The organism is Mucilaginibacter sp. McL0603 (genome assembly GCF_049992945.1).
Classification (GTDB): domain Bacteria; phylum Bacteroidota; class Bacteroidia; order Sphingobacteriales; family Sphingobacteriaceae; genus Mucilaginibacter.
Genome location: NZ_CP188251.1, coordinates 2,610,701 through 2,623,358 on the forward strand (window position 1 = coordinate 2,610,701; position 12,658 = coordinate 2,623,358).

A 12,658-nucleotide genomic window follows, 5' to 3' on the forward strand; every position below is an offset into this window, starting at 1 on the left:
CATGGGAATAGACATCGAAAAAATATTGCCCTTAACCAAAGTCGAAAACGGCACGATCCTGTCCGCGTATGGTGACATTAGCTTCGCCTACCAAGTGACCCTGCCGGAAATCTTTACGCTGTCTGACCGGGATTACGAGGCTTACCACCAGGCCTGGGTGAAGGCGATCCGCTTATTGCCGCAAGGCACCATTTTTCATAAACAGGATTGGTTTACAGAAGGCAGCTTTAAAGCCGATTTTGAAAAGGCTGGTAAAAGTTTCCTCTCCCGTTCCAGCGAACAGTTCTTTAATGAACGGGAATACCTGGAGCATCATTGCTATATCTTCCTATCCCAAAAACCGAAAGACAGAAAATTGGGTAGTTCAGCTTACAGCAATATCCTGCGTAAGAGTATTGTACCACAGCAAACCATTAACCCGGTTTTGGTTAAGGATTTTATGGACAGCGCTGGACAATTCGCGAGGATATTGAAGGACAGCGGCTTCGTGACGTTAAACCGTCTGAACGATGATGAACTGGCCGGAACCGCGGAACAGGCCGGTATTATTGAGCGCTACTGCTTTTTAAGTACTCCCGGGCAAAGGCCTGTGCTACAGGATATCCACATTAAAGACCAGATCAGGGTTGGTAAAAATCATTGTGAACTGTATACGTTAGCCGATGCGGAAGATCTGCCCGCCCTTTGCGGCAGCCGTATCAATTATGACAGGTACAGTACCGACCGCAGCAAATTCAGTATTGGCTTCGCCTCGCCTTTGGGCCAATTGTTACCCTGCAATCATATTCTAAACCAGTATATCTTTATTGAAGACGGGCAACAAACCATCAAGCGCCTGGAAGCTAAAAAGCTAAGGTTGCAGTCGCTATCCGGCTATTCGAGGGAAAACGCGATCAGCCGTGACGCTGTCAACGATTTTTTAAACGAGGCTATCGGGCAGCAGCGCTTACCCGTTAAGGCACATGTAAACGTACTGGCCTGGTCGGATGATGAAAACAAGATTAAAGACCTGAAAAACCTGGTGTCCTCTGCGATGGCGCAAATGGATGCCACTGCCAGGCAGGAAACAGACGGCGCAGCGCAGATCTGGTTCGCCGGAATGCCTGGCAATGAAGCCGATTTTCCCATGAATGATACGTTTGATACCTTCATTGAACAGGCCGCCTGCTTTTTTAATCTCGAAGCCAATTACCGCAGCAGTATCAGTCCTTTCGGAATGCGGATGGGCGACCGGCTGACCGGCAAGCCGGTTCATGTGGATATATCCGATGAACCGATGAAGTTAGGTTACACCACCAACCGTAACAAATTCATCTTAGGGCCGAGCGGCTCGGGTAAATCCTTTTTCACCAACCATATGATCCGTAGCTACTACGAACAAGGCGCACATGTGGTATTGGTGGATGTGGGCCATAGCTATAAAGGCCTATGCGACCTGGTGGGCGGCTATTATTTTACCTATTCGGAAAGCGACCCGATCAAATTCAATCCTTTCTATTTATCCGACGGCGATGCACTGGATACCGAAAAGAAGGAAAGTATCAAAACGCTGCTTTTAGCCCTTTGGAAAAAAGATGATGAAAGCTTTAAGCGCAGCGAGTACGTGGCTCTATCCAATGCATTAACCGGGTATTTTGATCAATTGGCCAAACGGCCCGATCTGTTTCCCTGCTTTAATACTTTTTACGAGTACCTGATGGAAGAATATATGCAGGTGCTGGAAGACGGAAAAGTTAAGGAGAAAGATTTTGACATCGGGAATTTTCTGTATGTACTCAATCCTTATTACCGCGGCGGCGAATTTGACTACCTGCTGAATGCCAGCGAGAACCTTGACCTGCTGAACCAGCCCTTTATTGTCATAGAGTTAGACAACATCAAGGACCATCCTATTTTATTCCCGGTCGTTACGCTGGTTTTAATGGAAATGTTCATCAGCAAGATGCGCAAGCTAAAAGGCATTAGAAAAGTTTTGCTTATTGAAGAATGCTGGAAAGCTATTGCCAAAGATGGTATGGCCGAGTACATCAAATACCTGTTTAAGACGGTCAGGAAATTCTTCGGCGAGGCTATTGTTGTTACCCAGGAGGTCGAGGACATTATCAGCAGCCCGGTAGTAAAACAGGCGATCATCAATAACAGCGATTGCAAGATACTGCTTGACCAAAGCAAGTACCAAAACAAGTTCGACGCAATTCAGGAATTGTTGGGCTTGACTGAAAAGGAAAAGGCATTGATACTTTCCATGAACCGGGCCAATGATCCCAGGCGCAAATACAAGGAAGTATTCATTTCCCTGGGGCAACTCTCCAAAGTCTACCGCACAGAGGTCAGCCTGGAAGAATACCTGGCCTATACGACCGAAGAAAGCGAAAAAGTAAAAGTACAACAATACGCTAAGAAATATGGCAGCATCCGGAAAGGCATCGCGATACTGGCGACGGAACTGCGCAACAAATCATGAGGGCTTTAACCATAAAAACTACCGAATAAAAATGAAATAACAATTAAAACTATGAAAGCAACATTTAAACTGATGGTTGGTGCCATTTTACTGGTGGCAGCCTGCAAGAGTAACAGCGGCAGTGATTTCATACCCGGCACCTATGTGAACCAGTCGCAAAGCGAGTTCAGTGTGGCGAATGACACGTTGGTCATCACCAAAGCCGTGAACACGGATTATATCTATCTGATCACACGCAAAACCGGTTACCGCAGGATCGGGGACGGCAAGCTATACCCGGCGAAACACAACATTAAACATTTAACAGGTAACTGGGACCCGGTTAAACAGGTCATGCAGCTCATGCAAAATGAGACGACGCTCATCTTCCAGCCCGATCAGAACAAGCTTTTTATCGGCAGCAATACCTACTGGAAGCTGTAGGCGGATCAATTAACAAAACCATTCACCAATAAGCATTAAACATTGTCGATGATAGTGTAAAGGATGCTATTGTGTCAAAAACCAGGCATTAACGAACTCATGAGCACCAATAAAACAATGATAACACGAATAATCAAAGACATTATGAAAAAGTATATGGTCATTTTACCAATGTCTGCGGTTACGATCTTTGTATCCTTACCCAAAGATGCGGACGCGCAGATCGTGGTCAACCAGGTATTGCAGGAAACGGTTGGCCGGGTGATCCGGGCCATCGACCTGGAAGTACAGCGGATGCAGAATAAAACGATCTGGCTGCAGAATGCGCAAAAGGCGCTGGAAAACCAGCTATCCAAGCTAAAGCTTAACGAAATTTCAGACTGGTCGCAAAAGCAAAAGGATCTGTACAGCGGCTATTACAATGAGTTGTGGCAGGTCAAATCCGTGATCGCCTACTACGAGCGCATTAAGGACATGACCGAAAAGCAGGCTGCTTTGGTCAGCCAATACAACCACGCCTGGGGCCTGTTAAAATCGGACAAGCACTTCTCCGCCGATGAGCTGAAGTATATGGCTTCGGTCTATTCGGGCATTTTACAGGAGAGCGTCAAAAATCTGGATGAAATTTTAGTCGTCATCAATTCCTTTAAAACCCAGATGAGCGATGCCAAACGGCTGGAACTGGTTAATCAGGCTGCCGACCGGGTGGATACCAATTGCAGCGACCTGAAGCAATTCAATAACCAGAATTATGTGCTCAGTATCCAGCGGGCCAAAGATGCGAACGAGGTAGAAACTTTAAAACGCTATTATGGAATCGAATAAGTTAAAAGGTCAATCGCGAAAACTGAAAGGTCTTTTGATCTTTTGTCTTGGTTCCTGTCTTTTGCTTCTCGGCTCTGCGGAGCGCAGCGAAGCCCAGACACTTGGCGAGTGGTTTAACCAGAAGGAAACGCTGATGAAATACCTGTTACAGCAAATCGCGGCTGTAGCGCAATATAGCACCTACGTCAAACAGGGTTATCAAATCTCGCGGAATGGCCTGGGCAATATTGGCGCATACATCAAAAACGAACACGGCCTGCATTCGGCTTATTACAGTTCATTAAGAACCGTCAACCCGGAGATCAAGAACAATCCCAAAGCAGATACCATCATCAGCTATGCGGCGCAGATTCCTGGGCAATTTGACCACCTGAACAGCCTGACCGACCTGGATGAGGGTAACCGGAAATATTTCGCACAGGTCGAAGCTAAAGTACTGGCTGAATGCGATAAGGACTTAACCGAACTGCAGTTAGTCCTCACCAGCGGCGAGGCCCAAATGAGCGATGATGAGCGCATTAACCGGTTGGATCACATCTATATTAGGGTGAAAGACAAATATGCCTTTACACAATCTTTCTGTAATAACGTCAGGATGCTATTGCTCCAGCGCAACCAGGAATTACAGGGCGTACAATCATTAGGGAGGTATTATGAGATCAATTAAAGGACTTTTAAAGTGCTACCTGCCGGGGAGGGTTTGGGTGGGGCTTATTTGCTTTATGCTTTGCGCCTTTAGCTTTCAGCCTTCAAAGGCACAGGACCAGGATATGATGCAACTGATCTTCGATATTGAAAAACTAACGCAATTCAAAGCCATCTTATCAGATATGCAGCAGGGATATTCCATCCTTACGCAAGGTTACCAGCAGGTCAAAAACCTGTCGCAGGGTAATTTCAACCTGCATTCCGTCTTTTTGGACGGCTTGTTACAGGTCAATCCCGAAGTCGCGAAATACGCACGGGTAGCGGATATTATTGCAGACGAGGCCAGCATCCTGTCTGAATACAAAAAAGCCCACCGCCAGTTTCAAAGCAGCGGAAGTTTTAATGCCGGAGAACTGGATTATTTGGCCAGGGTTTATGCACAGCTGACCAGCGCTGCTTTGAATGATGTGAACGACCTGGCCAATATCCTGACCGCTTCCAAATTGCGAATGTCGGATGATGAACGCCTGTCGGCTATCGACCGCATTTATGCCTCCAGCAATGACAAGCTAAGTTTTCTGCGGGATTTTAACAGGCACGCCCATGTCCTGCTTTTACAGCGGCAACAGGAACAGAACGAGGTCAATAACTTAAAAAGCTTATACCCATGAAAAAATTAAAAACACGATTCAAAAGCTTCCCCTTCAGGGGGCTGAGGGGCTTAATGGTTTTGCTGCTTTTGCCCTATTTAAGCCAGGCACAGGATATTACCAGCAGCTTAAAAGGAATGCAGCCGGTACTGGATAATGTGTATAACCAAATGATCCCGATGTGCAGTAATCTCATAGATGCCGCGCGGGGCATAGCGGGGTTTGCGGCCTTGTGGTATATCGCCTCGCGGGTATGGCGGCAGATCGCGCAGGCGGAGCCGCTCGATTTCTATCCGCTGTTGCGCCCATTCGCCCTGGGCATGGCGATCATGCTGTTTCCAATGGTCATCTCGCTGATGAACGGGGTGATGCAGCCCATCGTATCGGCAACCGGCGCGATGGTCACCAATTCGGATAACTCGATAGCGCTTTTACTCAACCAAAAGCAGGACGCGATCAAAAATAGTTCGAGCTACCAGATGTATGTGGGCGATGATGGCAACGGCGACCGGGACAAGTGGTATAAATATACGCACCCCGACGATCCCAACGACCAGAACGAGGGCACATTTTCCGGTTTAGGGAACGATGTAAAATTCTGGATGGATAAAATGCAGTACAATTTCAAGAACAACATTAAGCAATGGATGTCTGAAATTTTGCAGGTGGTTTATGCGGCGGCTATTCTTTGCATCAATACTTTACGTACTTTTTACCTGATCGTTTTGGCCATATTGGGACCGCTGGTATTCGGCTTTGCTGTCTTCGACGGCTTACAGCATTCCCTGCAGCAATGGATAGCGAGGTACATTAATATCTTTTTATGGCTGCCTATCGCCAATATATTCGGCAGTATCATCGGGCAGGTACAGCAGCAAATGATCAAACTGGATATTAGCCAGATACAGAGCGCAGGCGATACTTTCTTCAGCCCGACCGATACCTGTTACCTGATCTTTCTCTGTATTGGCATCGTAGGTTATTTCTCGGTGCCGAGCGTAGCCAATTATGTGATCCATGCGCATGGCGGTAATGGCCTGCTAAATAAAGTAACAAGCGTGGCCGCCAGTACGGTCAGCATGGCACCAGGTGCGGCGGCGGCAATAGGCGACCGTGCGGAACAGGCCCGCAGCAATATCCTGAACATGCCGCGCGACTTTATGGATGGCTGGAACAGTGCGGGAAACAATAGTCATCAAAAGGATCGTCTTTCTGGTAAATCATAATTAACTCAATTAATCACTATTAACATAAGTCTCCCCTACCGGGGAGATTTAGAGGGGGCCGCCTTATGTTTCAACAATTCAAAAATATAGACACCGCGTTTAAGCACATCAAGCTTTTCAGCATTTTTCTGTTGCTGGCAAATATGGTAACCCTATGCTTTTGTATCTATAAAAGCTATGATATCGTCAATAAAGCGCAGAACCGCGTACATATCCTGTACAATGGTAAAGTGCTGGAAGCTATCGCGTCCGACCGTAAAACGAACCTCCCGGTAGAATTGCGCGACCATATCAGGACTTTTCACGAGGACTTTTTTACCCTGGTGCCGGATGATAAACAGATCGACGCTACGGTTACCAAAGCTTTGTATTTGGCTGATGGGAGTGCCAAGAGCGCTTATGATAATTTAAAAGAGGCGGGGTATTTTAATAACCTGATCTCCGGCAATATCAACCAACAGGTAAACATAGATAGTATTCGCTTAGACCTGGACACATATCCCTACGGCTTTACCTGTTACGCTACTGAAAAATTGGTCAGGGCCAGCAGTACGGTAACCCGTAAACTCATCACAAAAGGAAAAGTCAGCGACCTGAAAACCGAAACTGATAATAACCCGCACGGCTTTCTGATACAGGGTTGGGAAATACTGCAAAACAATGATGAACAGGAAAAAAAGAACACGCCATGAGCTTATTCAGAAAAAGAAAAACAGGCAACCGCGTGGAAAGCGCCTTTAGCGTACAGCTCAGGTGGTCTGTCGAGCGGAAGCAAAGAAAAGCGGCAGCTTACCTGAGTAGGAAGACACAATACTGGAACCGCAGCTCGAAGATCATTGCTTTAGCCCTGTTCTGCCTGCTATTCGGCGGTTGCTGTTTGCTACTGCTCCTGAACGCTATTATTCACTTTTAACCAACAAGATATGACAACACAAGAAGAACGGAAACGAAAAATGCTGCTCTTTCTGCCGCTATTAGTCCTGCCATTTATGGCATTAGGCTTCTACGCGCTCGGCGGCGGCAAGGGCGAAACAAATGCCCAAGCGGAATTAATTAATAAAGGGATCAATACCCAGTTACCTGGCCCTCAATTGCAAAAAGACGATGCCAAAAACAAAATGACGGTGTATGACAAGGCGCAACGTGATTCCGCATCGGCAAAATCAAAATCCGCCGCGGGCGCATTTGCCGCTTTAGGATGGGATACGACCAAATATTCGCGCCATCCAACAACTCCCGCTAATAGTGCATTGGATAACGAAGTAAAGATCAAAGAACGCCTGGCTCAAATCAATAAACAGATCAGCCAACCTTCAACGGTACCCAGGCCGTCAGCTGTGGATGCCGATAGCAGATCAGCTGACCTGGAACGCCTTGAAAAATTGCTGAAGCAAAAACAGCAGGCAAATGAACCCGATCCGCAGATGCAGCAGCTCAGCACTATGCTCGATAAGATCATGGCCATTCAGAACCCGGCCATAGTAAAGGAACAACAGCCAATTAATAAGCCGATGGAAAAAGACAGCGCATTTAAAGCCTTGCCCGCCATAATTGATGGCAGCCAGAAAGTCGCGCCGGGCGGCGTGGTCAAATTGCGTTTACAGGATACGATCAGGATCAACGGCATTATTATTCCGAAGGGCCAAACGGTGTTCGGTTCGTGCACAATCACCAATCAGCGCTTGTTACTGGATATTAGGAATATCCGCTTAGGCACCGCGATTATCCCAGTCAATCTCACCATGTTTTCGCTGGACGGGATGGCGGGCATTGCGGCCCCGGAAGCGGAATTGGGCGAGGCGGCGGGCAGTGGGGCAAACGGGGCATTGGAAAGCATGCAGTTTTTGAGCATGGACAACAGTTTGAGCACACAGGCAGCGACAGCGGGCATTTCGGCAGCCAAAGGTTTACTCGGCAAAAAGGTCAGGAAAATACGGGTAAAGCTCAAAGGCGGTGAAATCGTGCTGCTTCGCATTAATAAGTCTTGATATGCAGCTGGAAACCAAACATGCACAGATCATTATCGGAATGCTCGAAGATGCCCAGGATGTCGGGCTAAATCACGTTGTGTTTGAACTGCGGCCCACAGATATGGATCTTCAACCGCATCAACTGGATTTATTTGACACCATCGGTGAAGCCCTCGACTATTTGGATGCAAAGTCAGGTTTAGGGTACCTGCCTGGTGGGGGCGATGAATATCCCGTTTACTACCGGCACGTCGACCAATTACTGGAAGAATTAAAACAAGCGAATTCATTAACTAATCATCAGGATATGAACAGAAACAATTTAGAAAACCTCAAAGAGGAATTGAAAAAGCTGGGCTTTAAGGATAAAGTGGCAGCCGAAATGGAAAAACAGATCGAGAAAGGCTTACCGGAATTTACGCTGAACGATAAGGTCAACGGCGCCAGGGGGCAGGTTGACCTCACACTTCATTTCCGGCAATCGGGCCAGTCCGAAAATTATTTTTTTAACAAGTACGAAGTGGCCCTGAATACAGGCAAGGGTTTGGAAGAGGGGCAAAAATACATGGTCATCACACCCAATGCGCAGGCACCGGGCAAGAACCTGGTCAAGTCCTTTGAAAATGTAACCGAGGCCATCAGCTTCTTTAAAGAACAAAAAGGCAACAGTGAGTTGGCTGTAGGCAAGGATGCAGCCAATAAAGTGGAACTGGCCAAAATGGAAAAAGGCAAGGTTAATTATGTAGCCAAGGATTTCCAGCGCACATTCCGTACACCCGCCCAAACACAAACATTTTTTGTTGAGCGAGGCAGGGGCTTTACCGCAGAGCAGGCCGCTAACCTGATACAGGGCCGGTCTGTTTTTCGCAATGACCTGCTGAACCTGGGAGGACAGGGTTATGCTGCCTGGATCAAGCTGGATATGGACAGTCCGAAAGACCGGTATCAGAATTACCAGACCAACCAATACCATGTACCGACTTATGGTTTTGAACTGGAAAAAGTATTGGATAAATACCAGATCAAAGAACTAAACGACCCGCAAAAGAAGGAAGCTTTAATTCAAACCCTGGAGAATGGTAACCGTCCATTAGTAACAACTGTTAAAGAGGGACAGGATACTAAGCTGTTTATGGAAGCCGTGCCGCGTTACAGCCAGTTAAATTTCTTCAAAGAAGATGGCAAGCCCGAAAAGCGGGAACAGTTCTTAAAGGAGCCGAAATTGGATCAAACCTTACAGATAGGAAAAGGCAAAGAAAAAGAACAGGAACACGGTTTGAGTGTATAGACCGGAAACTTATCTTTGCGGCTTTTTAAAAACGAACAAATATTTATTATTCACTTTTTAAATCATTATTTTATTATGGAGCAGATCGCAAAATTAAAGGAACTAATCGCCTCCGCAGAAGCTGACGCGGAAAAATTTTACAACAACGGTAATAACGCCGCCGGAACCAGGCTGCGTAACGCGATGCAGCAATTGAAGGTAACTGCGCAGGAAATACGCACAGCGGTAACCGACAAGAAAAAGTCTTAACACTCCAATTTATTTTCATAAGGCCCGGTCATTGATCGGGCTTTTTTTATTCCATGTCACCTCTGGCGATGTTCACTCTGCCGGCAAATATTACAAACTCAGCAAAATTATCTAAAATCAAATGCTGTAACTCGGCATTTTGTTCATCATTAGCTTGATGGATTGTATTGTGCTCCAAACTGCGAAGTTGATTTCCTTTATCACCAGACCCAGGATAATGTAAATAGGCTAAATACGTCGGTGATAGTGGAAAGTATATCTCACTATCTTTTCCAAAAAATTCAAATTTAGCCGTTCGGTTGTGCACTACCACTGGATTCGTACTGGTCCACCACGGTTTGACATCTTGGGACTGAATTATGACAATTTCAAAATGCCACAGCCTTTCCATTAAATGATCTAAAAAAAATAATAATGCCTTATTTATTATATCATTGACCGGTGAATGTAGCATGACTTGAAAAAAATCCTGCTTTTTAAATTCCATCAGTTCGTCATACCTTTTGGTATGATGAGCTATAATCACCGTAAGAAAAGTCTCTCGTGCATCTGTATTCAACAAATCCGAAATTGTTTCGCGCCAATAGTCTGACCGGACGATAAGGTTCCCTATCAATTGAAGTAAGTAGGCATATGAATTATCGCTTAACGTTCCCGCGTTTTGCAATTCGGCTATAATTGTATTATATTCATTTTCAAGCTCCCCGTTCAGCTTTTCAAACATTCTTATGATACGAGGGTCATCGCTGTCAATATCAAAAACATTCGCCGCGATGGTAAAGCTTCCTATACTTTTTTCCCGGCTGAAATTCTCGGTTCGACTTAATACAGACACTTTCCACTGGTTGTTATCATTCAAATAACCAAACTTTTTTAAATACACTTGGGGTATTTTATGTTGGTCTTGATTATGTGGCTCCATAAATCAAAGATTAGAAATTGTATTTGTCATTATTTTCATAATTAAATATTAAAAGGATGGTAACCAACGAGGTGTTGACTTAATTCGTCAATGTGGTTATAATACCAGCTAAGTGCAGTTGTGAAATTTGCGCCCCGCCTCGTAATTTTAGCTAATGGTATTTCAATTATTTGATGCGATTTATGAGTAATGCCCACAATTGAAAAGAATTCGGCTCGTGGCCAGAAATTATAGTCTCGGATTGAACTGATTAAAATATCATAGCTGCCATTATTATCGTAAAACTTTTTAAAGTTAATGATGATATCAGGAGTATCTGTCGCAGTATTAATGATCACTCTTACTGCTTTACCATTTTTATCAAATCCCTCAAGTACAGCAGAAAAATCTTTAAAGATCGGGGGCACTTTCCCTAAAATATCGACAAAGCCTTTGCCCAAGAGATATCTTGTTAGCCTATAAATGCCTTCACTTTTACCAACGTTTTGTGCGCCTCCAAATAATAAACAATCCATAATATAATTAATAAGGTTTTTGATAAAGCTAAGGGTTTATTTTATACAATTAATTAAAGCCTTATCAAGCCAGCAGTTCCAGCCGCTTCGTTCCTCAGCCGCTTCACTGCGTTTTAAAACACCTGGTGATTTGGGCTTCGCTAGCGCATCGCCCAAATCACCAGGATTTTTTTGCGGCTATTTCTCACCTTTCTTTAACTCCTTCCATTTTCTCCACTGGCTTTTTCGCAAGCAAATTTCTGAACGCCGGGCCTGCATGTCAAGACCGGGCCCTGCGGGTTTGCTGGAAAAAAATCTCCACCCTCTCCGCTGCGCTCCGGGGTCGTATTTTTTTCCGCAAAGTCTTGCCCTTCAGCCCGCCGTGTTCAGGTCAGGGTGCTTACAAAAAGCCACCGGAGGCTTCAGCCGACGGTGACCTTGAAAAGCATAACGGATATGGACACACAAAAAAGCAGGGCGCCCCCGGCACAGCGAAAACAGCATACCGGAGACCATCACAGCAAGGAGTAAAATTTAGTAACCATTTAATATTAAAAATCATGAAAACCACAGAAGTTAAAACAAACGGTATAATTAACAAAGCTGACAATAATGCCGCAACCAACAAGACAGATAATGCAGGTAACGGGCAAAAAATCAATACCCTGCCTGTAAGCACAGCTTTTAACGATAAAAAGGACGAGCCGAAAAAGGAAGAACCCAAAGCCGAAACACCTGCACCACAGGCAGAGGAAGCCAAACCACAGGCAGAGCCGACCAAAAAGGAAATTAAAGAACAGTTGAGGGAGCAACAGGAACGCAAGTTGGCCGATACCGTGAAAGTGGTGGAAGCATTGAGCAAGAAAATCGCTCAAAAAAACAAATTGCAAAACACCATCGGCAACCTTGACAGCTTTACAATCGCCCAAAACGATGATAAAGACGACATGGCAAGCGACAGCCGTTTTCAGCGTTGCGAACTGGTGATTTCCGATGATGACGGCAACGAATTCGTTACCAAGAACCCATATATTATTGCCTATGTCGCCCACGAGGTAAAACAGCTTTGTATCGACAAATTGGCCGAAGTTGAAGCCAGTATCATTATCCCTTTTTGAGTATGTATATGGAAATGCCCTATGTATTAGGAGTACATAGGGCATATTTCAAAATGGTTGAACCATTCCAAATTCTAAAGCAATGTTAGAAATTTTCATCGAATTAACCAATCAGATTTATTGGGTTGGTTATGCGCAGGAGTTGGCAAAAGACAATCCCACTTTATTTCAATTTGAGTTTAACGAATTTTTAAACGCTTATAAATATCAGGCATGAAAGAAAGCATTTTTTTATTGATAAAGGTTGGCATCAGAACAAAACATAAAAGCATCCACGATGCTATCGCAGAACTCCAAACCAAAACCAAGTTGAGCGTAAGCAGTACGCCAAACGTCGAAGTTTTGGAAACTAAAATCATTCCATTAAACACTAAAAAGTAA

The 12,658-nt window shown here is 45.1% G+C and carries 15 protein-coding genes; 13 read left to right on the forward strand and 2 right to left on the reverse strand.

Annotation, left to right across the window (positions count from 1 at the left end):
- Position 1 precedes the first annotated feature (1 nt).
- The 11 genes from ACPPVU_RS12315 (at position 2) to ACPPVU_RS12365 (ending at position 9,743) form a co-directional block, all read left to right on the forward strand.
- Complete coding sequence (locus ACPPVU_RS12315; protein ID WP_426672009.1) at positions 2-2,464, forward strand: TraG family conjugative transposon ATPase; 2,463 nt, start codon at positions 2-4, stop codon at positions 2,462-2,464.
- A gap of 51 nt (positions 2,465-2,515) precedes the next feature.
- The gene (locus ACPPVU_RS12320) at positions 2,516-2,887 is read left to right on the forward strand and encodes a hypothetical protein (protein WP_373011334.1); all 372 of its coding nucleotides are present in this window, start codon (positions 2,516-2,518) and stop codon (positions 2,885-2,887) included.
- 117 nt (positions 2,888-3,004) lie between these two features.
- Positions 3,005-3,712 carry a conjugal transfer protein TraI gene (locus ACPPVU_RS12325; protein WP_426672010.1) on the forward strand — a complete coding sequence of 236 codons (708 nt, stop codon included), beginning with the start codon at positions 3,005-3,007 and terminating at the stop codon, positions 3,710-3,712.
- On the forward strand, positions 3,699-4,379 hold the full coding sequence (locus tag ACPPVU_RS12330; RefSeq protein WP_426672011.1) for a hypothetical protein: 681 nt from the start codon (positions 3,699-3,701) through the stop codon (positions 4,377-4,379). The genes ACPPVU_RS12325 and ACPPVU_RS12330 overlap by 14 nt, the downstream gene beginning before the upstream one ends.
- The gene (locus tag ACPPVU_RS12335; protein WP_426672012.1) at positions 4,366-5,031 is read left to right on the forward strand and encodes a TerB family tellurite resistance protein; all 666 of its coding nucleotides are present in this window, start codon (positions 4,366-4,368) and stop codon (positions 5,029-5,031) included. The genes ACPPVU_RS12330 and ACPPVU_RS12335 overlap by 14 nt, the downstream gene beginning before the upstream one ends.
- Positions 5,028-6,236 (forward strand): conjugative transposon protein TraJ, encoded by a 1,209-nt coding sequence (gene traJ, locus ACPPVU_RS12340; RefSeq protein ID WP_426672013.1) that lies wholly within the window; start codon positions 5,028-5,030, stop codon positions 6,234-6,236. The genes ACPPVU_RS12335 and traJ overlap by 4 nt, the downstream gene beginning before the upstream one ends.
- Before the next feature lie 65 nt (positions 6,237-6,301).
- Positions 6,302-6,928 (forward strand): conjugative transposon protein TraK, encoded by a 627-nt coding sequence (gene traK / locus ACPPVU_RS12345; RefSeq protein WP_426672014.1) that lies wholly within the window; start codon positions 6,302-6,304, stop codon positions 6,926-6,928.
- Positions 6,925-7,149, forward strand: a complete 225-nt coding sequence (locus ACPPVU_RS12350; protein WP_426672015.1) for a hypothetical protein — start codon at positions 6,925-6,927, stop codon at positions 7,147-7,149. The genes traK and ACPPVU_RS12350 overlap by 4 nt, the downstream gene beginning before the upstream one ends.
- 76 nt (positions 7,150-7,225) lie before the next feature.
- Positions 7,226-8,224: a conjugative transposon protein TraM gene (locus ACPPVU_RS12355; RefSeq protein ID WP_426672016.1), complete on the forward strand. Its 999-nt coding sequence runs from the start codon at positions 7,226-7,228 to the stop codon at positions 8,222-8,224.
- Between the two features lies 1 nt (position 8,225).
- Positions 8,226-9,494, forward strand: coding sequence for a hypothetical protein (locus tag ACPPVU_RS12360; protein ID WP_426672017.1), 1,269 nt, complete (start codon positions 8,226-8,228; stop codon positions 9,492-9,494).
- 75 nt (positions 9,495-9,569) lie between these two features.
- On the forward strand, positions 9,570-9,743 hold the full coding sequence (locus tag ACPPVU_RS12365) for a histone H1 (RefSeq protein ID WP_426672018.1): 174 nt from the start codon (positions 9,570-9,572) through the stop codon (positions 9,741-9,743).
- A gap of 46 nt (positions 9,744-9,789) precedes the next feature.
- On the opposite strand, the gene ACPPVU_RS12370 is transcribed toward ACPPVU_RS12365, so the two are convergent.
- Positions 9,790-10,665 (reverse strand): DUF4238 domain-containing protein, encoded by an 876-nt coding sequence (locus ACPPVU_RS12370; RefSeq protein ID WP_426672019.1) that lies wholly within the window; start codon positions 10,663-10,665, stop codon positions 9,790-9,792.
- Positions 10,666-10,706: 41 nt separating this feature from the next.
- Positions 10,707-11,180 carry a hypothetical protein gene (locus ACPPVU_RS12375; RefSeq protein ID WP_426672020.1) on the reverse strand — a complete coding sequence of 158 codons (474 nt, stop codon included), beginning with the start codon at positions 11,178-11,180 and terminating at the stop codon, positions 10,707-10,709.
- Between the two features lie 539 nt (positions 11,181-11,719).
- Between ACPPVU_RS12375 and ACPPVU_RS12380 the strand changes: the two genes are divergently transcribed.
- Both ACPPVU_RS12380 and ACPPVU_RS12385 read left to right on the forward strand, forming a co-directional pair.
- The gene (locus ACPPVU_RS12380; protein ID WP_426672021.1) at positions 11,720-12,277 is read left to right on the forward strand and encodes a hypothetical protein; all 558 of its coding nucleotides are present in this window, start codon (positions 11,720-11,722) and stop codon (positions 12,275-12,277) included.
- A 213-nt stretch (positions 12,278-12,490) separates the two neighbouring features.
- Positions 12,491-12,658, forward strand: a complete 168-nt coding sequence (locus ACPPVU_RS12385; RefSeq protein WP_426672022.1) for a hypothetical protein — start codon at positions 12,491-12,493, stop codon at positions 12,656-12,658.

What these genes read in the sequence shown, in the direction of transcription:
- ACPPVU_RS12375 (WP_426672020.1), bottom strand. Translation starts at nt 11,180, where the DNA reads ATGGATTGTTTATTATTTGGAGGCGCACAAAACGTTGGTAAAAGTGAA.
- ACPPVU_RS12360 (WP_426672017.1), top strand. Translation starts at nt 8,226, where the DNA reads ATGCAGCTGGAAACCAAACATGCACAGATCATTATCGGAATGCTCGAA.
- ACPPVU_RS12325 (WP_426672010.1), top strand. Translation starts at nt 3,005, where the DNA reads ATGATAACACGAATAATCAAAGACATTATGAAAAAGTATATGGTCATT.
- ACPPVU_RS12370 (WP_426672019.1), bottom strand. Translation starts at nt 10,665, where the DNA reads ATGGAGCCACATAATCAAGACCAACATAAAATACCCCAAGTGTATTTA.
- traJ (WP_426672013.1), top strand. Translation starts at nt 5,028, where the DNA reads ATGAAAAAATTAAAAACACGATTCAAAAGCTTCCCCTTCAGGGGGCTG.
- ACPPVU_RS12365 (WP_426672018.1), top strand. Translation starts at nt 9,570, where the DNA reads ATGGAGCAGATCGCAAAATTAAAGGAACTAATCGCCTCCGCAGAAGCT.
- ACPPVU_RS12330 (WP_426672011.1), top strand. Translation starts at nt 3,699, where the DNA reads ATGGAATCGAATAAGTTAAAAGGTCAATCGCGAAAACTGAAAGGTCTT.
- ACPPVU_RS12320 (WP_373011334.1), top strand. Translation starts at nt 2,516, where the DNA reads ATGAAAGCAACATTTAAACTGATGGTTGGTGCCATTTTACTGGTGGCA.
- ACPPVU_RS12335 (WP_426672012.1), top strand. Translation starts at nt 4,366, where the DNA reads ATGAGATCAATTAAAGGACTTTTAAAGTGCTACCTGCCGGGGAGGGTT.
- traK (WP_426672014.1), top strand. Translation starts at nt 6,302, where the DNA reads ATGTTTCAACAATTCAAAAATATAGACACCGCGTTTAAGCACATCAAG.
- ACPPVU_RS12385 (WP_426672022.1), top strand. Translation starts at nt 12,491, where the DNA reads ATGAAAGAAAGCATTTTTTTATTGATAAAGGTTGGCATCAGAACAAAA.
- ACPPVU_RS12380 (WP_426672021.1), top strand. Translation starts at nt 11,720, where the DNA reads ATGAAAACCACAGAAGTTAAAACAAACGGTATAATTAACAAAGCTGAC.
- ACPPVU_RS12315 (WP_426672009.1), top strand. Translation starts at nt 2, where the DNA reads ATGGGAATAGACATCGAAAAAATATTGCCCTTAACCAAAGTCGAAAAC.
- ACPPVU_RS12355 (WP_426672016.1), top strand. Translation starts at nt 7,226, where the DNA reads ATGGCATTAGGCTTCTACGCGCTCGGCGGCGGCAAGGGCGAAACAAAT.
- ACPPVU_RS12350 (WP_426672015.1), top strand. Translation starts at nt 6,925, where the DNA reads ATGAGCTTATTCAGAAAAAGAAAAACAGGCAACCGCGTGGAAAGCGCC.